Source organism: Saccharothrix sp. AJ9571, assembly GCF_021725495.1.
Lineage (GTDB): Bacteria > Actinomycetota > Actinomycetes > Mycobacteriales > Pseudonocardiaceae > Amycolatopsis > Amycolatopsis magusensis.
On sequence record NZ_CP091382.1, the window covers coordinates 3,680,465 to 3,704,986 of the forward strand.

General features: G+C 70.4%; 22 protein-coding genes and 3 pseudogenes. 19 read left to right on the plus strand and 6 right to left on the minus strand.

Annotated elements, in window-relative coordinates; translation table 11 throughout:
- The first annotated feature begins 166 nt into the window (after positions 1 to 166).
- Both L3Q67_RS16675 and L3Q67_RS16680 read left to right on the plus strand, forming a co-directional pair.
- Complete coding sequence (locus L3Q67_RS16675) at positions 167 to 1,600, plus strand: MFS transporter (protein ID WP_499190367.1); 1,434 nt, start codon at positions 167 to 169, stop codon at positions 1,598 to 1,600.
- On the plus strand, positions 1,597 to 2,310 hold the full coding sequence (locus L3Q67_RS16680; protein WP_499190368.1) for a TetR/AcrR family transcriptional regulator: 714 nt from the start codon (positions 1,597 to 1,599) through the stop codon (positions 2,308 to 2,310). Before L3Q67_RS16675 ends, L3Q67_RS16680 begins: the two co-directional genes overlap by 4 nt.
- 4 nt (positions 2,311 to 2,314) lie before the next feature.
- On the opposite strand, the gene ald is transcribed toward L3Q67_RS16680, so the two are convergent.
- A complete protein-coding gene (gene ald / locus L3Q67_RS16685) occupies positions 2,315 to 3,427 on the minus strand; it encodes an alanine dehydrogenase (protein ID WP_499190369.1) in 1,113 nt (370 codons plus the stop codon).
- A 157-nt stretch (positions 3,428 to 3,584) separates the two neighbouring features.
- Between ald and L3Q67_RS16690 the strand changes: the two genes are divergently transcribed.
- From L3Q67_RS16690 to L3Q67_RS16700, 3 genes are read left to right on the plus strand one after another with little or no spacing between them, the layout of a single operon-like run.
- Positions 3,585 to 4,508, plus strand: a complete 924-nt coding sequence (locus tag L3Q67_RS16690) for an MDR/zinc-dependent alcohol dehydrogenase-like family protein (protein ID WP_499190370.1) — start codon at positions 3,585 to 3,587, stop codon at positions 4,506 to 4,508.
- Positions 4,505 to 5,374: an LLM class flavin-dependent oxidoreductase gene (locus L3Q67_RS16695; protein WP_499190371.1), complete on the plus strand. Its 870-nt coding sequence runs from the start codon at positions 4,505 to 4,507 to the stop codon at positions 5,372 to 5,374. The genes L3Q67_RS16690 and L3Q67_RS16695 overlap by 4 nt, the downstream gene beginning before the upstream one ends.
- On the plus strand, positions 5,371 to 5,805 hold the full coding sequence (locus tag L3Q67_RS16700) for a pyridoxamine 5'-phosphate oxidase family protein (protein ID WP_499190372.1): 435 nt from the start codon (positions 5,371 to 5,373) through the stop codon (positions 5,803 to 5,805). Before L3Q67_RS16695 ends, L3Q67_RS16700 begins: the two co-directional genes overlap by 4 nt.
- Here L3Q67_RS16700 and L3Q67_RS16705 read toward each other — a convergent pair.
- Together L3Q67_RS16705 and L3Q67_RS16710 are read right to left on the minus strand one after the other, a co-directional pair.
- On the minus strand, positions 5,778 to 7,331 hold the full coding sequence (locus L3Q67_RS16705) for a helix-turn-helix domain-containing protein (RefSeq protein WP_499190373.1): 1,554 nt from the start codon (positions 7,329 to 7,331) through the stop codon (positions 5,778 to 5,780). The genes L3Q67_RS16700 and L3Q67_RS16705 overlap by 28 nt on opposite strands.
- Positions 7,306 to 7,869 carry a hypothetical protein gene (locus tag L3Q67_RS16710; protein WP_499190374.1) on the minus strand — a complete coding sequence of 188 codons (564 nt, stop codon included), beginning with the start codon at positions 7,867 to 7,869 and terminating at the stop codon, positions 7,306 to 7,308. Before L3Q67_RS16710 ends, L3Q67_RS16705 begins: the two co-directional genes overlap by 26 nt.
- Positions 7,870 to 8,051: 182 nt before the next feature.
- Between L3Q67_RS16710 and L3Q67_RS16715 the strand changes: the two genes are divergently transcribed.
- Positions 8,052 to 9,350: an O-acetylhomoserine aminocarboxypropyltransferase/cysteine synthase family protein gene (locus tag L3Q67_RS16715; RefSeq protein ID WP_499190375.1), complete on the plus strand. Its 1,299-nt coding sequence runs from the start codon at positions 8,052 to 8,054 to the stop codon at positions 9,348 to 9,350.
- Positions 9,347 to 10,432: a homoserine O-acetyltransferase family protein gene (gene metX, locus L3Q67_RS16720; RefSeq protein ID WP_499190376.1), complete on the plus strand. Its 1,086-nt coding sequence runs from the start codon at positions 9,347 to 9,349 to the stop codon at positions 10,430 to 10,432. The genes L3Q67_RS16715 and metX overlap by 4 nt, the downstream gene beginning before the upstream one ends.
- On the opposite strand, the gene L3Q67_RS16725 is transcribed toward metX, so the two are convergent.
- Positions 10,429 to 10,917 (minus strand): hypothetical protein, encoded by a 489-nt coding sequence (locus L3Q67_RS16725; protein ID WP_209662262.1) that lies wholly within the window; start codon positions 10,915 to 10,917, stop codon positions 10,429 to 10,431. The two genes, metX and L3Q67_RS16725, sit on opposite strands and share 4 nt — an antisense overlap.
- A 66-nt stretch (positions 10,918 to 10,983) precedes the next feature.
- The gene (locus tag L3Q67_RS16730) at positions 10,984 to 11,571 is read right to left on the minus strand and encodes a TetR/AcrR family transcriptional regulator (RefSeq protein WP_499190377.1); all 588 of its coding nucleotides are present in this window, start codon (positions 11,569 to 11,571) and stop codon (positions 10,984 to 10,986) included.
- A 164-nt stretch (positions 11,572 to 11,735) separates the two neighbouring features.
- On the opposite strand from L3Q67_RS16730, the gene L3Q67_RS16735 reads away from it, so the two are divergent.
- The 12 genes and pseudogenes from L3Q67_RS16735 (at position 11,736) to L3Q67_RS16790 (ending at position 23,835) form a co-directional block, all read left to right on the plus strand.
- A complete protein-coding gene (locus L3Q67_RS16735; protein WP_499190378.1) occupies positions 11,736 to 12,536 on the plus strand; it encodes an SGNH/GDSL hydrolase family protein in 801 nt (266 codons plus the stop codon).
- 272 nt (positions 12,537 to 12,808) lie between these two features.
- A pseudogene (locus L3Q67_RS16740) lies at positions 12,809 to 14,092 on the plus strand (endo-1,4-beta-xylanase); the annotation flags it as partial.
- A 237-nt stretch (positions 14,093 to 14,329) separates the two neighbouring features.
- Positions 14,330 to 14,689: a cellulose binding domain-containing protein gene (locus L3Q67_RS16745; protein WP_499191557.1), complete on the plus strand. Its 360-nt coding sequence runs from the start codon at positions 14,330 to 14,332 to the stop codon at positions 14,687 to 14,689.
- 226 nt (positions 14,690 to 14,915) lie between these two features.
- Complete coding sequence (locus L3Q67_RS16750; RefSeq protein WP_499190379.1) at positions 14,916 to 16,529, plus strand: carboxyltransferase domain-containing protein; 1,614 nt, start codon at positions 14,916 to 14,918, stop codon at positions 16,527 to 16,529.
- 5 nt (positions 16,530 to 16,534) lie between these two features.
- Entirely contained in the window at positions 16,535 to 18,517 is a 1,983-nt protein-coding gene (locus tag L3Q67_RS16755) for an acetyl/propionyl/methylcrotonyl-CoA carboxylase subunit alpha (RefSeq protein WP_499190380.1), read from the plus strand.
- On the plus strand, positions 18,514 to 19,668 hold the full coding sequence (locus L3Q67_RS16760) for an acyl-CoA dehydrogenase family protein (protein ID WP_499190381.1): 1,155 nt from the start codon (positions 18,514 to 18,516) through the stop codon (positions 19,666 to 19,668). The genes L3Q67_RS16755 and L3Q67_RS16760 overlap by 4 nt, the downstream gene beginning before the upstream one ends.
- A gap of 259 nt (positions 19,669 to 19,927) precedes the next feature.
- Positions 19,928 to 20,695, plus strand: coding sequence for a type I methionyl aminopeptidase (gene map / locus L3Q67_RS16765; RefSeq protein WP_499190382.1), 768 nt, complete (start codon positions 19,928 to 19,930; stop codon positions 20,693 to 20,695).
- Entirely contained in the window at positions 20,692 to 21,228 is a 537-nt protein-coding gene (locus L3Q67_RS16770; protein ID WP_499190383.1) for a GNAT family N-acetyltransferase, read from the plus strand. Before map ends, L3Q67_RS16770 begins: the two co-directional genes overlap by 4 nt.
- A 62-nt stretch (positions 21,229 to 21,290) precedes the next feature.
- Entirely contained in the window at positions 21,291 to 22,145 is an 855-nt protein-coding gene (locus tag L3Q67_RS16775) for an SDR family oxidoreductase (protein ID WP_499190384.1), read from the plus strand.
- A gap of 41 nt (positions 22,146 to 22,186) precedes the next feature.
- Positions 22,187 to 22,621 (plus strand): annotated as a pseudogene (locus L3Q67_RS16780) (alpha/beta hydrolase); the annotation flags it as partial.
- Between the two features lie 458 nt (positions 22,622 to 23,079).
- Positions 23,080 to 23,544, plus strand: a pseudogene (locus tag L3Q67_RS16785) (type II toxin-antitoxin system prevent-host-death family antitoxin); the annotation flags it as partial.
- On the plus strand, positions 23,545 to 23,835 hold the full coding sequence (locus tag L3Q67_RS16790; protein WP_499190385.1) for a type II toxin-antitoxin system RelE family toxin: 291 nt from the start codon (positions 23,545 to 23,547) through the stop codon (positions 23,833 to 23,835).
- Here the strand turns inward: L3Q67_RS16790 and L3Q67_RS16795 are convergent, their stop codons facing one another.
- The gene (locus L3Q67_RS16795) at positions 23,836 to 24,501 is read right to left on the minus strand and encodes a YdcF family protein (RefSeq protein WP_499190386.1); all 666 of its coding nucleotides are present in this window, start codon (positions 24,499 to 24,501) and stop codon (positions 23,836 to 23,838) included.
- Between the last annotated feature and the right edge of the window lie 21 nt (positions 24,502 to 24,522).

Below are 24,522 nucleotides of genomic sequence, written 5' to 3' on the forward strand. Positions count from 1 at the left end.
CTCCGGGTTGTCCGCGCGAATTCGCTGTCCGTGAAATCGGTGGTTCGCGCTCGCCTACTCTCGTACGGTGTAAGGTAGTCGTACACCGTAAGGGGGGGTTGGTCATGACTCAGCTTTCGCCCGCCGGCCAGGGCGCCTCGCACCCACGCCGCTGGGCGATCCTTCCGTGCTCTGCCTGGCGTTGCTGGTGGTGTTGCTGGACAACACCGTGCTCAACGTGGCCATCCCGGCCATCACCGATTCGCTCGGCGCCACCACCGCCGAGATCCAGTGGATGATCAACGCCTACTCGCTGGTGCTCGCCGGCCTCCTGCTGACCACGGGCTCGTTCGCCGATCGCTTCGGCCGCAAGCGCGCGCTGCTGATCGGGCTGGTGCTGTTCACCGGCGGGTCGGCGATCGCCGCGTTCGCGCAGACGCCGCTGCAGCTGATCCTCGCGCGCGGGGGCATGGGCATCGGGGCGGCGCTGCTGATGCCGAGCACGCTCGCCGTGCTGATGCAGATCTTCGACGAGAAGGAGCGGCCCAAGGCGATCGCCGCGTGGTCCGCGGTGGCGTCGCTGGGGTTCGCGCTCGGCCCGGTGATCGGCGGCGGGCTGCTGGAGAACTTCTGGTGGGGCTCGGTCTTCGTGCTCAACCTGCCGGTCGGGGCGGTCGCGATCACCGCGATCGCGCTGCTGGTCCCGGAGTCGAAGACCCCCACGACGCGGCGGATCGACCTGCCGGGCGTGCTGCTGTCCGTGGTGATGAGCGTGGGCGTCGTCTACGGCATCATCTCGGTGCCCGAGCACGGCTGGGGTTCGGCGCGGGTGCTGGTTCCGCTGGTGGCCGGCCTGCTCGCCGGTGCCGCGTTCATCGTCTGGGAGCGCCGGACCGCCGAGCCGATGCTCGACCTGACGTTGTTCCGGAACCCGCGGTTCACCGGCGCGGTCGCGAGCAACGCGCTGGTCGCCTTCGCCATGGGTGGCTCGCTGTTCCTGTTCACCCAGTACCTGCAGTTCGTGCTGGGCTATTCGCCGCTGGAGGCCGGGTTCCGGGTGATGCCGCTGGCGGTCAGCGTGCTGCTGGTGACCCCGTTCAGCCCGCGGATCAGCGCGTGGATCGGCATTCCGGCGACTATCGCCGCCGGGTTGGCCGTGCTCGGCGGCGGGTTGCTCGCGCTCAGCTTCGTCACCACCGACAGCGGGTACGGGCCGACGCTGCTCGGCCTGGTGCTCGTCGGCGCCGGGGTCGGCATCGCCATGCCCACCTCGGCGAACGCGCTGATGGGCGCGATCCCCCGTGAACGCGCCGGAATCGCGTCCGGGCTGACCTCGACGCTGCAGGAACTCGGGACCTCGCTGGGCGTGGCGATCCTCGGCAGCCTGGTGTCGGCGCGGTTCGCCGCCGAACTGCCGTCGTTCCTGCCGGACGGGGTGGAGCGGTCGATCGGCCTCGCGCTGCAGGCGGCGGGCACACCCGAGGCGGTGCACGAAGTGCGGGACGCCTTCGTCAGCGGGATCTCGGTGAGCCTGCTCTGCGGGGCGGCGGCCGCGGTCGCGGCGGGCGTGCTCGCGTGGGTCCTCCTGCGCCGGGAGGGCGGGGATAGGGTGGATGCGTGACTGAAGAAGGGCCGTTGCTCGACAGCATCTGGCTGACCGAGCGCCGGACCACCACCGCACGGCAACCGGGCCTGACGCGCGAGCAGATCGTCCGCGCGGCCGTGGAGATGCTCGACGCCGACGGCCTGCCCGCGCTGTCGATGCGCAAGCTCGCCGCCCAGCTCGACGTGGCGCCGATGTCGCTCTACTGGCACGTGCCGACCAAGGACGCGCTGCTGGAACTGGCGCTGGACGCGGTTTCCGGGGAGATCCGGCTGCCACCGGAGGACGACGACTGGGCGGACCGCCTGCGCGCGATCGCCGGTGGCCTGCGGAAAACCGTGCGCGCGCACCCGTGGACCGCCTCGGTCTACGGGGTGATGCTGAACGCCGGGCCGGAGGCGATGCGCGTGTACGACGCGTTCGTCGGCGCGCTGGAGGATTCCCCGTTGCCGCGCGAGGAGATCGCGCCGGCGGCGAACGTGCTGAACAACTTCATCTACGGGTTCATCGTCAACGAGATGAAGTGGTCCCAGCGGGTCGCCGCGCACGGTTCGTCGTTCGAACAGGTCGGCGCCGAGGTGGCGGAGAAGTTCACCGCGGCCTACGGCGACCGGTTCCCGCGGATCACGCGGTACCTCGGGCTCGCCGACGCGCAGGACCCCGACGAGCTGTTCGAGTACGGACTGGCCCGGGTGCTCCACGGACTCGCCGCGGAGCACCCGTCCTGACCAGTCAGACGACCTGGGACAGGGGGGTGTGGGCGAGGCCGTGCGCGACGGCGACGGGCTCGTTCGTGAGCTGCCCGGCGTGCGTGTTGAGGCCCTTCGCCAGGCTCGAGTCGGCACGCAGCGCGGGCTGCCAGCCGAGGTCGGCCAGCGCCACCGCGTAGGGCAGGGTCACGTTCGTCAGCCCGTAGGTCGAGGTCCGCGGCACCGCGCCCGGCATGTTCGCCACGCAGTAGAAGACCGAGTCGTGCACCTGGTAGGTCGGCTCGTCGTGGGTGGTCGGGCGCGAGTCGGCGAAGCAGCCGCCCTGGTCGATCGCGATGTCGACGAGCACGCTGCCCGGCTTCATCCGCGCCACCAGCTCGTTGGAGACCAGCTTCGGCGCTTTCGCGCCGGGCACCAGCACCGCGCCGATCACCAGGTCGGCTTCGAGCACGGCCTGCTCCACGGAGAAGGCGTTCGAGGTGACCGTGCGGATGCGGCCACCGAAGTCGTTGTCGATCTGACGCAGGCGGTCGACGTTGGTGTCGAGGATTTCGACGTCCGAGCCGAGGCCCAGTGCGACCCGTGCCGCGTTGAGCCCGGCCACACCGCCACCGATGACCACCACGCGCGCCGGGTGCACGCCGGGGATGCCGCCGGGCAGCACACCGCGGCCACCGCTCGGCTTCATCATCGCGTAGGCACCGACCTGCGGGGCCAGCCGTCCGGCGACCTCCGACATCGGGGCCAGCAGCGGCAGCGCGCCGTTCGGGGTCTGCACGGTCTCGTACGCCACGGCCGTGGTGCCCGCCTTCAGCAGCGCCTCGGTCAGCGGCTGGTCGGCGGCGAGGTGCAGGTAGGTGAACAGCACCTGGTCGGCCCGCAGGCGGTGGTACTCCTCGGCGATGGGCTCCTTGACCTTGAGGACGAGCTCGCCCTCGGCCCAGGTGTCGTCGGCGTTGGCGACGATCTTCGCGCCCGCCGAGAGGTACTCGTCGTCGGTGATGGCCGAGCCGAGGCCGGCGTCGGCCTCGACGAAGACGTCGTGCCCGCGGCGGGTCAGCTCGTGCACCCCGGCCGGGGTGAGGGCGACCCGGTATTCGTGGGTCTTGATCTCACGGGGGACGGCGATCCGCACGGCTGCCTCCTGTGTCTGGTTGACGAAGTGCTCTGCTTCACGGTGAAGCACTCGGACGGCGGTGTCATCGTGCTGGCCGGACAGGATTGCCCTGGGTTCGTGGTGGCCTCAGAACAGTTCTTGACCTCCACCGAACTGGAGCTCGCAGAGTTGCCGCATGAGAGCCGTGTGGTTGAGGGAGTTCGGCGAGCCAGGGGTGCTGGTCGCGGGGGAGGCGCCGGAGCCGGTGCCCGGATCGGGTGAGGTGCTGATCGACGTCGAGTTCGCGAACCTGACCTACGTCGAGACGCAGTTCCGGCGCACGGGTTTCGGCCCGTTCCGCGGGGAGTTCCCGATGATCATGGGCAACGGCGTCGGCGGGGTGGTGCTGGCGGCCGAGGACGGGTCGCTGGTGGGCAAGCGCGTGGTGAGCAGCCTGCGGGGGTCCGGCGGTTACGCCGAGCGGGCGGTCGCACCGGTGGGGAACGTGCTGGAGGTGCCGGCCGGACTCGGGCTCGACGACGCGGTGGCGCTGCTCGCGGACGGGCGGACCGCGCTCATGCTGATCCGCGCGGCGGCGTTGACCGGGGGTGAACGCGTGCTGGTCGAGGCGGCCGCCGGTGGGGTCGGCAGCCTCCTCGTCCAGCTCGCCAAGGCGGCGGGGGCCGAGGTGCTGGCGGCCGCGGGCGGTCCCGAGAAGCTCGCGCTGGCCAAGGAACTCGGCGCCGACGTGACACTCGACTATCGGCAGCCCGACTGGGCCGAACCGGTCGACGTGGTGTTCGACGGCGTGGGCGGGCGGATCGGCCGCGCCGCGTTCGAAGCGGTGCGGCCGGGCGGGCGGGTGTTCGTGTTCGGGCAGGCCAGTGGGGAGGCCAGCGACCTCGAAGACGCCGAAGCGCGAGGGGTGCGGATCGAACGAGGGCCGCTGGCGAAGCCCGAAGAGATGCCGGTGCTCGCGCTCCAGGCGCTGACCGAGGCCGCCGCGGGCAGGCTGCGGCCGGTGATCGGGCAGCGCTTCCCGCTGGAACGCGCGGCCGACGCGCACGCGGCCATCGAAGCCAGGTCCACGCTCGGCAAGACCCTGCTGGAGGTCCGGTGAAAATCGGCGTCTACCTCGACGGTTCCACCCCGGATTCGTTCGTCGCGCACGCACGCCGGGCCGAGGACGCCGGCCTGGAATCGGTGTGGGTCGGGGACCACCTGATCACCGCCTCGCCGCGCATGGACAGCATCGTCGCGCTGACCGCCGCGGCCGCCGCCACGACCCGCGTCAAGGTGGGCTTCGGGGTGCTCGTGCTCGCGTTGCGGCCGGCTGCCTGGGCGGCGAAGCAGATCGCCACCCTCCAATCGCTGTCCGGCAACCGGGTGCTGCTCGGGGTCGGCACCGGCGGGGACGCGCACGGGGAACTCGGCTGGCGGGCGGCGGGGGTGCCGTTCGCCGAACGCGGCAAGCGGACCACGGCGATGCTGGAGGTGCTGCCGGACCTGGTCGCGGGCCGACCGGCCACTGTGGACGGGGTGGAGTTCGCGCTGGCGCCGGGGGCCCAGATGCCGCCGCTGATCATCGGCAGCGGGCCGGGGCTGTTGCGGCGGGTGGCGCGGTTCGGGGACGAATGGTTCCCCGCGTTCTCGGCGCCCGCGTGGATCGGGGAGCAGCGGGCGCGGCTGGCCGAGTTCGCCGCGGAGTACGACCGGCCGGTGCCCGGGATCACGGTCGGGGTCAGCCTCGCCGTGGGGAAGCTGCCGGATCCGGTGCTCGACGCCCAGGTCCGCTCGCTCACCGGCTACGGGATGAGCGAGGCACAGGCGAGGGAAGCACTGGTGACCGGCAGCCCGGCGGAGGTCGCCGAGCGGCTCGCGGTCTACGCGGACGCCGGGGTGCACCGGATCGCCGCGATGCCGTTCGCCGGGGATCGCGGGGAACAGATCGACCTGCTCGGGGAAGTCGCCGGGCTGCTGCCGTGAGCCCGTTCGACGTCGACGCCTTCCTCGCCGGGCCGCTGACCGCCAGGGTCGCCGCGGCGGGCCCGAGCGTGCGGCCCACCTGGTACCTCTGGGAGGACGGCGCGTTCTGGATCCTCACCGGCCCGTGGTCGCGGCTGCCCGCACTGGTCGCCGCGGATCCGGTGCTGGCGCTGGTGGTCGACGTCTGCGAACTCGACACCGGGCTGGTGCGGCAGGTGATCGCCCGCGGCGAGGCGGAGTTGCTGCCGTTCGACGTCCCGCGCGGCAGGCGGAAGCTGCGCCGCTACCTCGGTGACGACGAATCCCGCTGGGACCAGCGGTTCCGCGACTACCTGTACGAGGACGCGCGCTGCCGGTGGTTGCGCGTCCGGCCGGGTTCGCTGCGGGCGGTCGACCTGAGCTATCAGGCCCAGTGCAGTGACACGAGCTGAGTGAGCAGCGCGAGCCGGACGTCCGGGTCGTCGAGGTCGACCGGCACCAGTTCACCCAGTTTCCGCATGCGGTACCGCAGGGTGTTGGGGTGGATCCGCAACGACAGCGCGGCCTCGCGCGGATCGCCGGGGTGGCGCAGCCACTCGTAGAGGGTGTCGGTGTAGTCCGTCCGATGTGCTTCGTCGTGGGCGCGGATCGCTTGCAGGGGACCGAGTTCGGCTACCTTCGCGGCGCCGGCCGCGGTCGCCGCGCGGTGCAGGGCCAGCGCGGTCCACTCCTCGTCGAAGCTGACCACCCGGCCCGGCACCAGTCCGGCGCGCAGCAGGCCGAACGCCTCCTCGGCCTCCGCGCGCGACCGGGCCAGTTCCGCGACCTCGCTCGCGCTGCCCGCGGCCACCCGCGGGGCGCCGCGCCTGGTCTTGGCCTGGGCGAGGACCTCGCGCAGTTCGGTCCAGGCGTCGCCGTCCGGGACGACCGCGTAGAGCAGGCCCCCGAGTTCCGTGGCCACCGGACGCCACCCGATGCCGCTGGAAATGCGCTCCAGCAGGGCCAGCCTGCTGCCTTCGGCGTCCCGCGAGCCGTCTTCGGGGGTGTCGATCACCACCACCCGGTGGGGTACTTCGGCGAGGTCCAGTTCGGCGATCGCCTTGCGCGGGCTCGCCTTGCCCTGCAACACCGCGCGCAGGAGTTCGGCACTGGCCCGGCGCTGCGCGTCGGCGTGCGCCCGGCGCCGCAGCAGGTGCAGGGCGACCACCGGCGCGGCGTCGGCGAAGGCGGCGGCCCGCTCGTCCGACACCGGCCCGCGCACCACCGCCCACATCGAGCCGAGCAGCTCCCCGCCCATCCGGATCGGCACGATCAACCGCGGCAGCGTGCCGTCGCGCTGCTCGGGCACGAAGATCGTCTGCCTGCCGCGGGAGAGTTCGCGGAACACCCCGCGCGAACGGAACCGCGCCAGCACGTCGTCCGGGATGCGGCGGCCCATGATGGTCGACACCCTGGCCGGGTCGGTGATGTCCTGGCGCGCCGAGTAGGCCAGCACGCGCGAATTGGTGTCCTCGATGGTGACCGGCGCGTCGACCACCGCGGCCACCGCGTCGGCCAGGCGGAACAGGTCACCGCCGCCGGGGTCGCCGCCGTTCTCCGGGGATTCGGCCTCGTCGGTCAGCGCGTCGAGCACGGTCCGCAGCAGCCAGACCAGCTGGGCCCACGAGGTGGCCGCGCTGACCTCGATCAACGCGATGTCCGCCGCCTTGGCAGCCCGCTTGACCGACGGCTTCGCCGCCAGCGGTGGTTTGAACAGCACCGCCGCCGCGCCCTTCTTCGCGCAGCAGCGGACCAGGGTGACCGCGTCCGCCGGATTGGTCACCGCCACCGCGAGCACCAGATCACCGGCCGCGAGGTGCCCCGGCGTGCCGGGCTCGGCGATCACCACGTCGGCGACCGGCGGCGGCTCGTCGGGCAGGAGGAGGGCGTGCAGCAACGTGGGCCCCACCCGGTCAACCACGGTGCGCACCGACGCCATGAACATCGACTCTATCCGTGGCCGCGCCCCGGCGGCGTGACCTCCCGGTGTTCTCCCTCCGCCGATTCACCTTTCCGCCGGGCTTGAAGAACGAGAGCAAAGTGGCGATCAGCAACAGCGTGAGCCCGGCGCTCATGGCGCTGAACAGCATGACGGCGGTGTCACCGATGGGCTCGCCGCGTGCGGCTTTGTCGGCCGCGTCGGCGAATCTGGGCACCACCGCGAGATTTCCGCCGATGGTCAGCGCCAGCGTGATGGCTATTTTCAGCAGCACCCACCAATAGCGCGCCAGCCCCCATTTGGTGCCCAAGCTCAGCGCTATTCCGGAAACCAGCGTGAGCAGGCTGGCAGGCAGGTAGAAGAGCTCGCCGAGCGTGCCCGCGCTGAGCTGCACCCCGCGGACCACCGCGGGGTCGTCGCTGAGCAGCCCGACCGCGCCGAGCGCCATGATCGACAGCTCGACGCCGACCCAGCCGATGGAGGCCACGACGTGGACGATCAACAGCCATTTCCGGGTGGTGGGACGCAACCTGGTCATGGCATCCAGGATCGGGACCTACCCGTGTCTCGTCGTCGTGTCCAGGGCGGCACCGGTTCCTACGCCTGATGGGGTACCCGGCTCCCAAGGCGTGAGAGGCGGTTGGGCTGAACGGTGGCGGTAACTAGCTTCGGCAGCAATCCCCAGTGCACCGATTCGCCGAGTCGCGAGGAGAACCACCCATGACCGAGGCCTGGTCCTTCGAAACCAAGCAGATCCACGCCGGCGCCGCGCCGGACCCGGCCACCGGCGCGAGGGCCACGCCGATCTACCAGACCACCTCGTACGTCTTCCGCGACAGCCAGCACGGCGCCGACCTGTTCAGCCTCGCCGAGCCGGGCCACATCTACACCCGCATCAACAACCCGACCCAGGACGTGCTGGAGCAGCGGGTGGCGGCGCTGGAAGGCGGGGTGGCGGCGCTGGCCTTCGCCTCGGGCACCGCGGCCACGAACGCGGCGATCCTGAACCTGGCGAACTCGGGCGACCACTTCGTCTCCAGCCCGTCGCTCTACGGCGGCACCTACAACCTGTTCCACTACACGCTGCCCAAGCTCGGCATCGAGGTCACCTTCGTCGACGACCAGGACGACATCGAGCAGTGGAAGGCCGCGGTCCGCCCGAACACCAAGCTGTTCTTCGCCGAGACGCTGGCGAACCCGGGCAGCAACGTGCTGGACATCCGGGCCGTCGCGGACGCCGCGCACGAGGCCGGGGTGCCGTTGCTGGTGGACAACACCATCCCCACGCCCTACCTGCTGCGCCCGATCGAGCACGGCGCCGACGTGGTGGTCCACTCGGCGACCAAGTACCTCGGCGGCCACGGCACCACGATCGCCGGGGTGCTGGTCGACGGCGGCACCTTCGACTTCGGCGCGGACCCGGCGAAGTTCCCCGGCTTCAGCGAGCCCGACCCCAGCTACAACGGGCTCAAGTACTGGGAGGCCCTCGGCCCGGGCGCGTACGCCGCGAAGGCGCGGGTGCAGCTGCTGCGCGACACCGGCGCCGCGATCGCGCCGTTGAACAGCTTCCTGATCCTGCAGGGGATCGAGACGCTGTCGCTGCGCATCGAGCGGCACGTGTCGAACGCCAAGGCGCTCGCTGAGTGGCTGGAGGCACGGGACGAGGTGGAGAAGGTCTACTACGCCAGCCTGCCGTCGTCGCCGTACCACCAGGCCGCGCAGAAGTACCTGCCCGGCGGTGCGGGCGCGGTGCTGTCCTTCGACCTGCGCGGCGGGGTCGAGGCGGGCCGCAGGTTCGTCGACGGCACGGAACTGCACAGCCAGCTGGTGAACATCGGGGACGTGCGCAGCCTGATCGTGCACCCGGCGAGCACGACGCACAGCCAGCTCTCCCCGGAGGAGCAGCTGGCCTCCGGCGTGACGCCGGGACTGGTGCGGCTGGCCGTCGGCCTGGAGCACATCGAGGACCTGAAGGCTGACCTGGAGGCCGGGTTCAGGGCGGCCAAGGCGGCTCTGTGACCGGTGCCTGGCGCCCGGGTGACCCGCCGGGCCGCCGCCGGTGGGTCACCCGCACCGGCGCGGTCCGGCTGGAGTCCGGCGGCGAGCTGCCCGGGTTCGCGCTGGCGTACGAGACCTGGGGCACGCTGAACGCCGACCGGTCGAACGCGGTGCTGATCGAGCACGCGCTGACCGGCGACAGCCACGTCGCCGGTCCGGCCGGTGACGGCCACCCCAGCGCGGGCTGGTGGGACGCGCTGGTCGGGCCGGGACGGCCGGTCGACACGGAGGAGTACTTCGTGGTCGCGCCGAACGTGCTGGGCGGTTGCCAGGGCTCGACCGGACCGTCCTCGTTGGACTCCGACGGCCGGGCATTGGGCAGCCGGTTCCCCGCGCTGACCATCCGGGACCAGGTCTCCGCCGAGACCGCGCTCGCCGACGACCTCGGCATCGCGAGCTGGGCGGCGGTGCTGGGCGGTTCGATGGGCGGGATGCGGGCGCTGGAATGGGCGGTGAGCCACCCGGCGCGCGTGGAGGCGCTACTGGTGCTCGCCGCGCCGGCGGCGGCTTCGGCGGACCAGATCGCCTGGGCGTCCCCGCAGTTGCACGCGATCACCGGCGATCCGCACTGGCACGGCGGCGACTACTACGACACCGGCGAGGCCCCGCATGTCGGCCTGGGCATCGCGCGGCGGATCGCGCACGTCACCTACCGGAGTGAACCCGAACTGGTGCAACGCTTCGGCCGCTCCCCGCAGGGGGACGGCCGGTTCGCCGTGGAGTCCTATCTGGACCACCACGCCGAGAAGCTGGTGCGGCGTTTCGACGCGGGCAGCTACGTGACGCTGACCCGCTCGATGAACTCGCACGACGTGGGCCGGGACCGGGGCGGCGTGGCGGCGGCCCTGTCGCGGGTCACCGCGCGCACCGTGGTCGCCGGTGTGGACAGTGACCGGTTGTACCCGCTCGCGCAGTCCGTCGAGCTCGCGGCGGGCATCCGGGGCGCGGGGGAGGCGGCGGTGATCCACTCCCCGTACGGCCACGATTCGTTCCTGATCGAAACCGCGCAGATCGCCGCCCTGCTGAAGCCGCTGCTGACCTAGTCGGCCAGTGCGTCGGAGATCCAGGCGGTGACCGGGAGGTCGCGGTCCAGGCACTCGGTGGACAACCGGATGGTCCACCGCAGTGCCTGGAGCACCAGGCTGTCGACCTCGTCCGGGGCCGCGCTCGACAGGGCGATCTCCAGCTGTTCCTGCGCGGCTTCGGTGTTCCCGTGCACCTCGGCGAGCAGCGTCCGCACCGCCGTGCGCACCGGCGGGTCCGCCTGGTCGATCGAGACCTCTTCCCCGGCCTCGTCGAACACCTGCACCTTGACCGGCGCGGTCCCGCCGTCCCCGAGGGTGGCCACCATCGCGCTGCACTCACCGAAGAGCAGCAGCATCAGCTCCCGGGTCTCGGGCAGGCCGGCCTGCGCGGGCGCCAGTTGGTCGAGTGCGTCGGCGTCCTCGCCGAACCGCATCGCCACCAGCGCGCGCTGCGCTTTTTCCACGAGCCGCCGCTGCTCGTCCTCGCTCCTGTCGGGCTGCACGTGCCTATCAAACACCAGGGCGGCCGCCTTTGGGACCACTCCCGGGTGACTATCGGGAGCGGTGCGTCACCGCGCCGCGCGGAGTGCGCCGAGCGCCAGCCGTTCGAGCAGCTCGGCCAGTTCCTCGTCAGCCAGATAGCGGTTGTGCGGGGTCGAATTGATCAGCCCGAACACGGCGTGTGCCGAGGACCGGGCGTGGGTTTCACCGACCTCGGGGACGGTGGTCCGGATCGCCTCGACCCACAGCTCGACGTACTGGCGTTGGAGCGCGCGAACCTGTTTGCGGTCGGCGTCGGTGAGGTTGGCCAGGTTCCGCTCCTGCACGGTGATCAGGGCGGGCTGGCTGAGCGCGAAGTCCACGTGGAACTTGACCAGCGCGCCGAGCAGCTCGGCCCCGGTGCGCGCGGCGGCCAGCTCCTGCCCGCCGTCGAGCAGGTAGCGGCTGATCGAGCTCAGCATCTCGCCGAGCATCGCGTCCTTGCTGCGGAAGTGGCGGTACAACGCGGGGCCGGAGATGCCCACGGCGGCGCCGATGTCGTCGATCCCCACGCCGTGGAACCCGTGGCGGGCGAACAACTCGGCGGCCGCGGCCAGTATCTGCTCGCGCCGGCTGGCCTTCTCGCCGTGCACGAGGGGGGTCGGGTGCGCTGGCATCCGCCCATCGTAGAGCAGGCACGTTAGCGATCGCTAACAACTGGGCAATCCGGACGGGCGACTTTCGGGGTAGTCCGGTCGAGTTACGTCATCCGCGCGTGCTTCCCCGTGCATTTCCCACGTGGTACTTGTTCTTTCACGTTGGGGGCTCACGAAGGAGAACCATGGTCACGTCCGACCACAAACCGACCCTGCCCGTTTGGCGAGCGATGATCGTGGCCGTCGTGGCCGGTCTCGCCCTGCTCGGCTTCACGATTCCCGCCTCGGCCGCGACGAACTACGTGGCGCTCGGCGATTCCTACTCTTCCGGGCTCGGCGCCGGCAGTTACGGCGACTCGGGTTCCTGCAAGCGAAGCGCCAACGCGTACCCGCGGCTGTGGGCCAGCGCCAACGGTGCCTCGCTGAACTTCCTCGCCTGCTCCGGTGCCCGCACCCCGCAGGTGCTGAGCCAGTTGGACAACGTCGGTTCCGGCACCAACGTCGTCACCGTCTCGGTGGGCGGCAACGACGCCGGTTTCGTGGACGTGATGACCGACTGCACGCTCGGGTCGGACCAGGCCTGCGTCAACCGGGTCGCCGAAGCCAAGGCCTACGTGAACGGCACGCTGCCGGGGCTGCTGAAGGGCGTCTACGACAAGATCAAGGCCAAGGCGCCCGGCGCGAAGGTGTACGTGCTCGGCTACCCGCGCTTCTACAAGGTCCCCGGCTCCTGCGATGTGGGCCTGAGCGACACCAAGCGGTCCGCGATCAACTCCGGTGCCGACGCGCTCGCCTCGGTCACCTCGGCGCAGGCTTCGAACGCCGGGTTCACCTTCGTCGATGTGCGCACCGTGTTCACCGGGCACGAGATCTGCTCGGCCGACCGCTGGCTGCACAGCCTCACCTGGCCGGTCGAGGAGTCGTACCACCCGACCGCCAACGGGCAGAAGCTCGGTTATCTCGCCGCGTTGAACGCGGCCGGCTGAGCCGCAGGCTCGCCGGGATCGCCGGAGGGGACAGCCGCCTGCACGGCTGGCCCCTCCGGCTTTTTGCTGTCCAGGTTCGAAATTTTCGACTTGCTCCATCTGGGTTTACGTTGCTTGACGACACTCCATCGGGGTTTTACCTTACGAAAGCTTCAAGACTTTTTTCGAAACTTTCGGAAACGCAACCCCTGGAGGAAGTGATGTCCGAAACTGCTGTCATCGAAGCCGGCAGGCCGGAACGACGAAGAGGCCGGTTCGCCGCCATCGCCGGGATGACCGGCCTGCTCGGCGCACTGGCCGTGGTCCTGCCCGGCGTCGCCAGCGCCGGCACCACGCTGGGCGCGTCCGCCGCGGAAAGCGGCCGCTACTTCGGCACCGCGGTCGCGGCGCACAAGCTCGGCGACTCCACCTACTCGGGCATCCTCAACAGCGAGTTCAACAGCGTCACGCCCGAAAACGAAATGAAGATGGACGCCACCGAGCCGAACCAGGGGCAGTTCTCCTACGGCTCGGCCGACCAGATCGTCAACCACGCGCTCAGCCGCGGCATGAAGGTTCGCGGGCACGCGCTGGCCTGGCACTCGCAGCAGCCGGGCTGGATGCAGGGCATGGAGGGTTCCTCGCTGCGCCAGGCGATGCTCAACCACGTCACCCAGGTCGCCACCCACTACAAGGGCAAAGTGGTCGCCTGGGACGTGGTGAACGAAGCCTTCGCCGACGGCAGCAGCGGTGCCCGGCGCGACTCCAACCTGCAACGCACCGGCAACGACTGGATCGAGGCGGCGTTCAAGGCGGCGCGCGCGGCCGACCCGGGCGCGAAGCTCTGCTACAACGACTACAACACCGACGACTGGTCCCACGCCAAGACCCAGGCCGTCTACAAGATGGTGCAGGACTTCAAGAACCGCGGCGTGCCGATCGACTGCGTCGGCCTCCAGTCGCACATGAACAGCGGCTCGCCGTACCCGGCGAACTACCGCACCACGCTGTCCAGCTTCGCGGCGCTGGGCGTGGACGTGCAGATCACCGAGCTGGACATCCAGGGCGCGTCGCCGACCACCTACGGCAACGTCATCAAGGACTGCCTGGCGGTGCCCAGGTGCACCGGAGTGACCGTGTGGGGCATCCGGGACAGCGACTCGTGGCGGCCGAACGACACCCCCCTGTTGTGGAACGGCAACGGCCAGAAGAAGCCCGCCTACGACGCCGTGCTCAGCGCGCTCAACAACGGCGGTACGCCCGGTGGCCCCAGCTGCTCGGCCGGGTACGTCGGCCTGACCTTCGACGACGGTCCGATCAGCGGCACGACCACGCAGCTGGTCAACGCGCTGAAGTCGGCCGGGCTGCGGGGAACGTTCTTCAACGTGGGCAACAAGGTCCAGCAGAACCCCGCCTTGGCGAAGAGCCAGCGCGACGCCGGGATGTGGGTGGGCAACCACAGCTGGTCGCATCCGCACCTGACGCAGTTGTCGGCGCAGGAGATGACCTCGGAGCTGACGCAGACGCAGCAGGCGCTGCAGCAGGCCACGGGTGAGACGCCGAAGTTGTTCCGCCCGCCGTACGGCGAAACGAACAGCACGCTCAAGTCGGTCGAGCAGCAGCTCGGGCTGACCGAGGTGCTGTGGAGCGTCGACTCGCAGGACTGGAACGGCGCGAGCACCAGCCAGATCGTGCAGGCGGCCTCGAACCTGCAGCCCGGTGGCGTGATCCTGATGCACGACGGCTACCAGTCGACGATCAACGCCCTCCCGCAGATCGCCGCCGGGCTGGCCAGCCGGAACCTCTGCGCCGGCATGATCTCGACGTCCACCGGCCAGGCGGTCGCGCCTTCGGACAACCCGGGCAACCCGCCCGTCGGCGCCTGCACCGCGACCTACCAGCGGGTCCAGCAGTGGGGCGACCGGTTCAACGGCCAGGTGACCATCACCGCGGGCGCTTCGGCGATCAGCAGCTGGACCGCGAAGGTCACGCTGACCTCCCCGCAATCGGTGTCGACCACCTGGAACGGCACGCCGAGCTGGAGCGGCAACGTGATGACCATGAAGCCCAACGGCAACGGCAACCTGGCCGCGAACGCCAGCACCACGTTCGGCTTCACCGTCATGGCGAACGGCCAATGGGCGGCTCCCGCCGTCACCTGCAGCACCCCCTGATCGGCTGACGAGCCCCCGCCAAACCCTCTGGGAATGCTATGAGTGGGGCATTACTTGCATTGAACGAACAGCGCGCAGCTCCGTTGAGGGTGGTGGCGGGTGACGGGAGGGCGCTAGTAATGCCCCACTCATAGCATTCGGTGGCGGGCGCGCCTGGACAGTGCGGTTAGTGGTCGCTAACATCGAAGCTGGTGTTAACGACCGCTAACCCCTGTCTCGAGGAGCCATGGACACCCCGGTGCTGAGCAGTTCCGCCGATCCGCGGAGCGCGGACCACGCCCGCTACGCCACTGGTCACGCCGAGCTGGCCGAGGACCTGCGCAAGCGGCTCGCGCAGGCCCAGCTGGGCGGCCCGGAGAAGGCACGCATCCGGCACGTGGAACGCGGCAAGCTGCTGCCCCGCGATCGGGTGGACGCTTTGCTAGACCCCGGCTCGCCCTTCCTGGAGCTCTCCCCGCTGGCCGCGACCGGGCTCTACGACGACGAGGCCCCCGCCGCCGGCATCATCACCGGCGTCGGCCGGGTGTCCGGGCGCGAATGCGTGATCGTCGCCAACGACGCCACCGTCAAGGGCGGCACCTACTACCCGATGACGGTCAAGAAGCACCTGCGCGCGCAGGAAGTCGCGCTGCACAACAACCTGCCGTGCCTGTACCTGGTCGACTCCGGTGGCGCCTTCCTGCCGCGCCAGGACGAGGTCTTCCCCGACCGCGAGCACTTCGGCCGCATCTTCTACAACCAGGCGACCATGTCCGCCCGCGGCATCCCGCAGATCGCCGCCGTGCTCGGCTCGTGCACCGCGGGCGGCGCCTACGTGCCCGCGATGAGCGACGAGGCCGTGATCGTCCGCAACCAGGGCACCATCTTCCTCGGCGGCCCGCCGCTGGTGAAGGCCGCGACCGGCGAGGTGGTCACCGCCGAGGAACTGGGCGGCGGCGACGTGCACGCCCGCCAGTCCGGCGTCACCGACCACCTGGCGAACGACGACGCGCACGCGCTGCGCATCGTTCGCTCGATCGTGTCGACCCTCGGCCCGCGCACGCCGCGGCCCTGGGACGTGCGGCCGGTCGAGGAGCCCGCGGTGAACCCGGCCGAGTTGTACGGCGTGGTGCCGACCGACTCGCGCACCCCGTACGACGTGCGCGAGGTGATCGCCCGGATCGTCGACGGCAGCCGGTTCGCCGAGTTCAAGAAGGAGTACGGCAACACCCTGGTCACCGGGTTCGCGCACGTGCACGGGCACCCGGTCGGCATCATCGCCAACAACGGCGTGCTGTTCGCCGAGTCGGCGATGAAGGGCGCGCACTTCATCGAGCTGTGCGACAAGCGCTCGATCCCGCTGCTGTTCCTGCAGAACATCACCGGTTTCATGGTCGGCAAGGCGTACGAGGCCGGTGGCATCGCCAAGCACGGCGCGAAGATGGTCACCGCGGTGGCCTGCGCGCGGGTGCCGAAGCTGACGGTGATCATCGGCGGCTCGTTCGGCGCGGGCAACTACTCGATGTGCGGGCGGGCGTATTCGCCGCGCTTCCTGTGGATGTGGCCCAACGCCCGGATCTCGGTGATGGGCGGGGAGCAGGCGGCATCGGTGCTCTCGACCGTGCGCCGCGACGCGATCGAAGGCCGCGGTGGTGAATGGTCCACCGAGGACGAAGAGGCCTTCAAGGACCCGATCCGCGAGCAGTACGAGGCGCAGGGCGGCCCGTACTACTCGACCGCGCGGCTCTGGGACGACGGCGTGATCGACCCGGCGGACACCCGCACGGTGGTCGGCCTCGCGCTGTCGGCGGCGGCCAACGCGCCACTCGAAGCTGTTTCCTACGGCGTTTTCCGGATGTGATCGTCTTGTTCGACACGGTTTTGGTCGCCAACCGCGGGGAGATCGCCGTCCGGGTGATCGGCACGCTGCGCCGGATGGGCATCCGGTCCGTCGCGGTCTACAGCGACGCCGACGCCGACGCCCGGCACGTGCTCGAAGCCGACGTCGCGGTGCGGATCGGGCCCGCCGAGGCCACGCGCAGTTACCTGTCCATCCCGGCGATCATCGAGGCGGCAAGGGAAACCGGGGCGCAGGCCGTGCACCCCGGTTACGGCTTCCTCGCCGAGAACGCCGCGTTCGCCACCGCCTGCGCCGAGGCCGGGCTGGTGTTCATCGGCCCGCCGGTCGGCGCGATCGAGGCGATGGGCGACAAGATCCAGGCCAAGCGCACGGTCTCGGCCGCCGGGGTGCCGGTGGTCCCCGGATCGTCCGATTTGGACATTCCGGCGGGTGGTTTCGCCGACGCTGCCGCGAAAGTCGGTTACCCGTTGCTGCTCAAGCCGTCCGCCGGTGGTGGCGGCAAGGGCATGCGGCTCGTCGAGGACCCGGCCGACCTGGACAGCGCGGTGGAGTCCGCGCGCCGCGAGGCGAAGGCTTCCTTCGGTGACGACACGCTGTTGCTGGAGCGGTTCGTCACCACCCCGCGGCACATCGAGATCCAGGTGCTCGCCGACGGCCACGGCAACGTGATCCACCTGGGCGAGCGCGAATGCAGCCTGCAGCGGCGGCACCAGAAGATCATCGAAGAGGCGCCGTCGGTGCTGCTCGACGAGGCGACCCGGGAGCGCATGGGCGCGTCGGCGGTCGAGGCAGCGCGCGCGGTCGGCTATTCCGGTGCGGGCACGGTCGAGTTCATCGTCTCGGCGGTCAACGCCGAGGAGTTCTTCTTCATGGAGATGAACACGCGGTTGCAGGTCGAGCACCCGGTCACCGAGCAGGTCACCGGGCTGGACCTGGTCGAGTGGCAGGTGCGGGTGGCCGCCGGTGAGCCGCTGGGCGTGCGGCAGGCCGACGTCCGGCTGACCGGGCACGCGGTGGAAGCCCGGGTGTACGCCGAAGACCCCGCCCGCGGCTTCATCCCCACCGGCGGCACCGTGCTGCGCGTGGTCGAGCCCGCCGGCGACGGCATCCGCGTGGATTCCGGGGTGCGCGAAGGCACCGAGGTCGGGTCGAACTACGACCCCATGCTGGCGAAGGTGATCGCCTGGGGGCCGGACCGCGCGGCCGCGCTGCACCGGCTGGACCTGGCGCTGGCGAAGACAGCGGTGCTCGGCGTCGGCACGAACGTCCGCTTCCTGCGGGCGCTGCTCGCCGACGAGGACGTGCGGGCGGGCCGGCTCGACACCGGGCTGGTCGAGCGCCGGCTCACCGAGCTGACCTCGGCCGAGGTGCCCGCCGAATTCTTCGTCGCCGCCGCGATGGACCGCCTGCTCGGGCTGTGGCCGTCGGAGTCCGTCGTGGACCCCTGGGCGGTGCCGACCGGCTGGCGGATCGGCGGCGGTGGCGGGGTGAGCTTCCGCCTGCGTTCCGGTGAGACCGAGGCGCTGGTGCGCGTCGAAGGCGAACCGAGCCGCGCCAGGGTGAGCGTGGACGACGCCGAGCCGGTCGCCGCGTCGGCCGCACGGCGTGGCGGGCAGCTGGAACTGCGGTACCGGGGCGAGTTCCACCGGTACGAGACGGCTCCGGTCGCCAACGGGTTGTGGCTGGCCAGGGACGGCCACGCGGTGCTGATCGGGGAGCGCCCGATCATGCAGCTGGCGCACGGGGAGGCCGCCGAGGCCGGCCCGGTGACCAGCCCGATGCCCGGCACCGTGCTGGTGGTGAAGGTCGCGCGCGGGGACGTGGTCACCGCGGGCACCCCGCTGCTGGTGGTCGAGGCGATGAAGATGGAACACACGATCACCGCGCCGATCGACGGCGTGGTCGAAGAATTGCGCGTACAGGCCGGCCAACAGGTCGCGCTGGACGAAGCGCTTGCCGTGGTGACCCCGCAGGAGGACGCACGATGATCGATTTCCGGCTCGACGAGGAGTACGAGGCGCTGCGCAAGACCGTCGAGGACTTCGCGCACAGCGAGGTGGCGCCGGTGATCGGCGGGTTCTACGAACGGGAGGAGTTCCCGTACGAGCTGGTCGCGAAGATGGGTTCGATGGGCCTGTTCGGCCTGCCGTTCCCGGAGGAGTTCGGCGGCATGGGCGGCGACTACTTCGCCCTGTGCCTGGCGCTGGAGGAACTGGCGCGGGTCGACTCCTCGGTGGCGATCACCCTGGAGGCCGGGGTTTCCCTCGGCGCCATGCCGATCTACCGCTTCGGCGACGACGAGCAGAAGCAGCGCTACCTGCCGTCGATGTGCGCGGGCGAGGCGCTGGGCGCGTTCGGCCTGACCGAGCCGGGCGGCGGTTCGGACGCCGGAGCCACCCGGACCACGGCGAAACTGGACGGTGGGGAGTGGGTCCTCAACGGCAGCAAGTCGTTCATCACCAACTCGGGGACCGACATCACCAGCGTGGTGACGGCGACCGCGGTGACAGGGGAGCGGGAGGGCGGCCGCAAGGAGATCTCCGCCATCCTGGTGCCCTCGGGCACGCCGGGGTTCACCGTGGCGCCGAAGTACTCGAAGGTCGGCTGGAACGCCTCGGACACCCACGAGCTGTCGTTCGCCGACTGCCGGGTGCCGGAAGGGAACCTGCTGGGCTCGCGCGGCCGGGGTTACGCGCAGTTCCTGTCCATTTTGGACGAGGGCAGGGTGGCGATCGCCGCGCTGAGCGTCGGCCTGGCGCAGGGTTGTGTCGACGAATGCCTGCGCTACGTCGGTGAGCGGGAGGCGTTCGGGCACAAGATCGGGACGTACCAGGCGATCCAGTTCAAGATCGCGGACATGGAGACGCGGACCCACACCGCCCGCCTGGCCTACTACGCCGCGGCCTCGAAGATGCTGCGCGGCGAGCCGTTCAAGCGGGAAGCCGCCATCGCGAAGCTGGTCTCCTCGAACGCCGCGATGGACAACTCGCGGGACGCCACCCAGATCTTCGGCGGGTACGGCTTCATGAACGAGTTCCCCGTGGGCCGCTTCTACCGGGACGCGAAGATCCTGGAAATCGGCGAAGGCACGAGCGAGGTGCAGCGCATGCTCATCGCCCGGGAACTAGGCCTCCGCTAACCCCCTGCGAATGCTATGAGTGGGGCATTACTTGCATTGAACGCTAGTAATGCCCCACTCATAGCATTCAGGGCGTCGCTCACCGGCGAGTTCCACGTTCCCGCAGCCGAACCCCACACTCAGGCAGCCGAACTCCACGTTTCAGGCAGCCGAACCCCACGCTCGGACAGCTGAGGTCCACGTTCGGGGCCCGAGTCGGCCAGGTCCCATCGCCGTGGGGGAGTCGACCCGGGATAGTTATACCGGTATAGTTATCGCCATGGTTGAGATCAAGACACCGGGCGAAGTGGACGTCATGCGCGAAGCCGGGCGCGTGGTCGCCCAGGCGCTGGAGGCGGTGCGCGAACACGCGGCGATCGGGGTGAGCCTGCGCGAGCTGGACGAGGTCGCCGCGCAGGTCATCCGGGATGCCGGGGCGAAGCCGAACTTCCTGAACTACCAGCCCCGCCCGGCCCCCTACCCGTTCCCCGGCGTGCTCTGCGCGAGCGTGAACGACGCCGTGGTGCACGGCATCCCCAACGACTACCGCCTGGTCGACGGCGACCTGGTCAGCATCGACTGCGGTGCCTACATCGACGGCCTCCACGGCGACGCCGCCATCAGCTTCGTCGTCGGTGAAGCCGATCCGGCCGACCTCAAGCTCATCGAGGCGACCACGGAAGCCCTGATGGCGGGCGTGGCGCAGCTGGTGCCCGGCAACAAGCTCGGCGACGTCTCGCACGCGATCGGCGTGGTCGGCCGCCGCGACGGGTACGGCATGCTCGCCGACCACGGCGGTCACGGCATCGGGCACGCCATGCACGAGGATCCGCACGTGGCCAACGAAGGCCGCCCTGGCCGGGGCCTGCGGCTGCGGCCAGGCATGGTGTTCGCGCTGGAGCCGATGCTGATCGCGGGCGGTCGCGACGAGTACCGCGCCGACAGCGACGGGTGGACCCTGCGCACCGCGGACGGCAGCCGCGCGGCCCACGTCGAACTGACCGTCGCCGTGACCGAGGAAGGTCCCCGTACGCTCACCACCTTGTGAGCGAAGTGGAATTCCGCCCTGGGGGCGAGCAAGACGCCAAGCACCTGCTCGACATGTTCGACGGCGCCGTGGCCTGGATGAACTCACGGGGAAACACCCAGCAGTGGGGCACCGAACCGTGGTCGTCGGTGCCGGCGCGGGTCGAGCGGGTGCGGGGCATGGCTTCCGGCGGCAACCTGGTGCTGGCGGAGATCGACGGCGAACCGGCCGGCGCGGTCGTCCTCGACCCCGGCCCGCCGAAGCACGTGCCCACTGTGGACGAACCGGAGATCTACCTGGGACTGCTGATCACCGCGCGTGGGTTCACCGGCCGCCAGGTCGGCGCCGGACTGATCCGGTACGCGCTCGGCGAGGCCGCGAAACGCGGCATCGACCTGGTGCGCGTCGACTGCTACGCCGGTGGCGACGGCAGTCTGGTCCGCTACTACGAGCGCCAGGGCTTCCGGAAGACGGTCACCTTCGACTACCACGGCTGGCCGGGTCAGGTCTTCGAGCAACGAGTGGGGGATGGACGGGACCGCGCCGCCGGGTGATGATTGGCAGAGCGTCAACAAGCTCTTGCAGCGAGCTCTCTCAACGGCGAAGGAGCACGAGGATGGCCAAGCGAGCACGTTCCCTCCACGGCAAGGTCGTGGTGATCACCGGCGGTGCGCAGGGCATCGGCGCGAAGACCGCCGAACTGCTCACCGGACTCGGTGCCCAGGTGGCGATCGGCGACCTGGACCAGGTCCGGGCCGAGAAGACGGCCGGTGAGCTGGACGCGCTCGCCCTGCCGCTGGACGTGACCGACACGAAGAACTTCAGCGAGTTCCTCGACGAGGTCGAGCAGCGGCTCGGGCCGATCGACGTGCTGATCAACAACGCGGGCATCATGCCGCTCGCCGCGCTGGAGGACGAGGACGACGCGTCCACCCGGCGGCAGCTGGAGATCAACCTGCACGCGGTCATCCACGGCACCCGGGAGGCGGTCAAGCGGATGCGCCCGCGCGGCACCGGGCACATCGTGAACGTCGCGTCGATGGCGGGCAAGGCCGGTTTCCCCGGCGCGGCGACGTACTGCGCGACCAAGCACGGCGTGGTCGGGCTGTCCGAGGCGGTGCACCTCGAACTGCGGGGCACCGGCGTCGAGGTGTCGTGCGTGATGCCCGCCATCGTGCGGACCGAGCTGGCCAGCGGCCTGCCGGAGGCGCGGATGATCAAGTCGGTGTCGCCGGAGGAGGTCGCGGCGGCCATCGCCGAGGCGCTGGCGCGGCCCCGGTTCGACGTGTTCGTGCCGAAATCCCTGGACGTGGTCGGCCGCTTCACCCGGCTGCTGCCGCGGCGCGTGGGTGAGTGGATCTCGCGCTCGCTCGGCGCCGACAAGGTGCTCGCCACGGCGCACGCGGGCGCCAGGTCGGAATACGAATCGAGGGCGGCGAACAGCGCTCCCGCGGTCAGCTCGGATGGTTAGATGAGGCTCAGGAAGTCCGTCTGAGCAGGGGAGACACTTCGATGGCAGCACCGCCGGCCCGGCTGGCCGCCGCGACCGCCAACGTGCTCGGCAAGGTGCTGCGCGGTGGGGTCGCCGACCTCCGCCCGGTGCCGCGGGTGCTGATCGACCACGGCCCGAACCGCACGGTGTACCGGCTGACCTCGGGCGGCCAGGCGCCGGACGGGCCACCGGTGCTGCTGGTGCCCCCGCTCGCCGCGCCCGCGCTGTGCTTCGACCTGCGGCGCGGGTGCAGCCTGGCCGAGCACCTGGTCGACAGCGGCAGGCGGACCTACCTGGTCGACTACGGCACGGTCGCCTTCTCCGACCGGCGGCTCGGCATCGAGCACTGGATCGAGGAGGTGCTGCCGCGCGCGATCCGGCGGGTGAGCGAGGACTCCGGCGGGCAGGGCGTGCACCTGGTTTCGTGGTGCCTCGGCGGGATCTTTTCGCTGCTGACCACGGCGGACCAGCCGGACCTGCCGATCGAGTCGGTGGTCACGGTGGCTTCGCCGTTCGACTTCACCGCGATCCCGCTGGTGGCGCCGTTCCGCCCGCTGGTGGACCTGACCGGCGGGCACCTGCTGACCCCGTTCTACCGCGTGCTCGGTGGCGCACCGTCCTATTTGGTCAGCCGCGTGTTCCGCGCGACCGGGCTGCACAAGGAGATCACCAAACCGCTGGCGATCCTGAAGAACCTGGACGACCGGGACTACCTCGCGCAGATCGAGGCGGTCGACCACTTCATGGACAACATGGCCGCCTACCCGGGGCGCACGTTCGGGCAGCTGTACCACCGTTTTTTCCGCGCTAACGACCTGGCCGAAGGCAGCGTGGACCTGAACGGGCGAATGATTTCGCTCTCCCGGGTGAAGGTGCCGACGCTGATCGTCGCGGGCGAGAACGACACGATCGCCCCACGCGCCGCCGTCGAACGGCTGACCGGGTTGCTGGAGAACGCCCCGGAAGTCCGCTTCGAAACCGCCCCCGGTGGTCACCTGGGCGTGCTGACCGGCCGGAAAGCGCGGGGCACTACCTGGCGCTACATCGACGACTTCCACGCGGAGCAGCTGTGAGCCTTGCCAACGACAGGCGCAGAATGTACATTTTGTACATGTCTTCCGAGATGAGCGTGACCGAGGCGCGGCCCGAACTGCCCGAGTTGATCAATCGTGCCTGCTACGCCGGTGAGACCACCTACCTGACCAAGCACGGGCGCCGCACTGCGGCTGTGGTGTCGGCCGAGAAGGCTCAACTGCTCGAAGACCTCGAAGAACTCGTTGACGCCGAAGAGGTGCGCAAGGTGCGCGCGTCGCTCGCCGACGGCTCCGAGACACGGGTGCCGTTCCGGCGTCGCACCACCAGGAGTCGGACCGACTGAGTGTCGTACGAGATCGAGGTCACCAACCAGGTCAAGAAATTCCTCGACAAGCTGGCCAGAGGGCAGCCCGGCGATGCCGAGGCGCTGGAAAACGCCATCGACGATCTTGCTGCCGAGCCCAGACCGTCTGGCTGTCGAAAGCTGAGTGACTGCTCCGGGGTCATGCGGGTGCGGGTTGGCGGCTACCGAATCTGCTACGAGATCGATGACGGCAAGCTAGTGGTGCTGGTCATCGTCATAAGCACCCGCGACAACGTGTACGAGGCGGTCAGGCGGCACCTCGGGCGCTGATCAGGGGAGTAGGCGTGAGGTGTAGCCGGCGGTGGCGAGGCGCTGGTAGGCGTCGGTGACCTCGGTGGGGACGTCCAGGGCGATGGTGTGCCCCAGTTCCGCGTAGCGCGTCAATCGCTGGGCTTCGCCGACGAGCATGTCGATGACCAGCGAAGCGTCCCCGATGCCGGCGGTGTACGCGTGTAGTGGCCGCCGGTCGGCGGAGCAACGGATGTCTACGCCCGGCCACCGCTTCGCGGCGGTCGCGTACGCGCGGCGCTGGTGGTACGGGCGGCAGGTGATCAGCACCGACCCGACCTGCACACCCTTCTCACGCAGCAGTTCGCGGCTGAAGTCGATGTTGTCCGCGGTGTGCTTCGCCGCCGACTCGACCAGGACCGACTGCTCCGGCACTCCGTGCTCGACCGCGATCTCGCGGAAGTGCACGGCCTCCCCGCGAGGGAAGCGCCCGATGGTCGTCGGCGCGTTGGAGCCGGTGAACACGATCAGCGGGCACACCCCGCGCAGGAACAACTCGGCCGTGTACACCGCCACCCCCGGGTCGTGGCACCCGAGGCCGATCGCCACGTCCACCGGCGCGATCTCGTCGTCGACCCGGAGGTACCGCCAGAGCGCCTCCACGTCGGCACGCACGGCTTCGGGGATGGTGGCGGTGTCGAGGGTCACCAGCCCAGGCTACGGCGGCGC

Coding starts and splice junctions, on each gene's coding strand:
- L3Q67_RS16745 (WP_499191557.1), top strand. CDS start 14,330: ATGATCTCGACGTCCACCGGCCAGGCGGTCGCGCCTTCGGACAACCCG.
- L3Q67_RS16705 (WP_499190373.1), bottom strand. CDS start 7,331: ATGGCGTCGGTGCGCACCGTGGTTGACCGGGTGGGGCCCACGTTGCTG.
- L3Q67_RS16730 (WP_499190377.1), bottom strand. CDS start 11,571: ATGCCAGCGCACCCGACCCCCCTCGTGCACGGCGAGAAGGCCAGCCGG.
- L3Q67_RS16735 (WP_499190378.1), top strand. CDS start 11,736: ATGGTCACGTCCGACCACAAACCGACCCTGCCCGTTTGGCGAGCGATG.
- map (WP_499190382.1), top strand. CDS start 19,928: ATGGTTGAGATCAAGACACCGGGCGAAGTGGACGTCATGCGCGAAGCC.
- L3Q67_RS16690 (WP_499190370.1), top strand. CDS start 3,585: ATGAGAGCCGTGTGGTTGAGGGAGTTCGGCGAGCCAGGGGTGCTGGTC.
- L3Q67_RS16750 (WP_499190379.1), top strand. CDS start 14,916: ATGGACACCCCGGTGCTGAGCAGTTCCGCCGATCCGCGGAGCGCGGAC.
- L3Q67_RS16710 (WP_499190374.1), bottom strand. CDS start 7,869: ATGACCAGGTTGCGTCCCACCACCCGGAAATGGCTGTTGATCGTCCAC.
- L3Q67_RS16760 (WP_499190381.1), top strand. CDS start 18,514: ATGATCGATTTCCGGCTCGACGAGGAGTACGAGGCGCTGCGCAAGACC.
- L3Q67_RS16775 (WP_499190384.1), top strand. CDS start 21,291: ATGGCCAAGCGAGCACGTTCCCTCCACGGCAAGGTCGTGGTGATCACC.
- L3Q67_RS16715 (WP_499190375.1), top strand. CDS start 8,052: ATGACCGAGGCCTGGTCCTTCGAAACCAAGCAGATCCACGCCGGCGCC.